At 67.8% G+C, this 447-nt stretch carries 1 protein-coding gene; it reads right to left on the bottom strand.

All coding sequences use genetic code 11. The annotated features are described in order from the left end of the window. Positions 1 to 426: acyl-CoA dehydrogenase family protein (locus RNC47_RS36855; RefSeq protein ID WP_311605233.1), on the bottom strand; the 426-nt coding region annotated here is incomplete at its 3' end. Positions 427 to 447 lie beyond the last annotated feature (21 nt).

The following is a 447-nucleotide window of genomic DNA, read 5'->3' as shown; positions in this document are numbered from 1 at the left end:
CAGTGACGCCAGATCACTGCCGGCTCCGGGCTCACTGAACAGCTGGCACCACAGTTGGCGGCCGGCACGGATCTCGGGTAGATGCCTTCGGCGCTGCTCGTCGGTGCCGTAATGGATGAGTGCGTGGGCGGCGAGGATGCTGCCGCTCTGCACTCCGGGCACCGCCGCCCGGGCCAGCTCCTCACCGACGACGATTCCGTGCTCGGCCGAACGGTCGTAGCGGCCGCCGTACTCGGCAGGCCAGTCCGCGCCGACGTAGCCTGCTTCGAACAACCGCGCGGTCCATTCCTTCAGCGCCCTCAGTTCGGCCTCGTTCTCGGCGCTGCGCACGCCAGCCCTAGGCGGGATGGCGGGCGCGTATTCAGCGACGAATGCCCGCACCTGCGCGCGGAAGGCCTCCAGTTCGGGCCCCATACCGTATTCCACGTTCTGTCTTTCTGTTCGATG

The organism is Streptomyces millisiae (genome assembly GCF_031845425.1).
In the GTDB taxonomy this organism is placed as follows: domain Bacteria; phylum Actinomycetota; class Actinomycetes; order Streptomycetales; family Streptomycetaceae; genus Streptomyces; species Streptomyces millisiae.
Note: the sequence above shows the minus strand (reverse complement) of the source record. Positions and strands in the feature narration are given on the sequence as shown.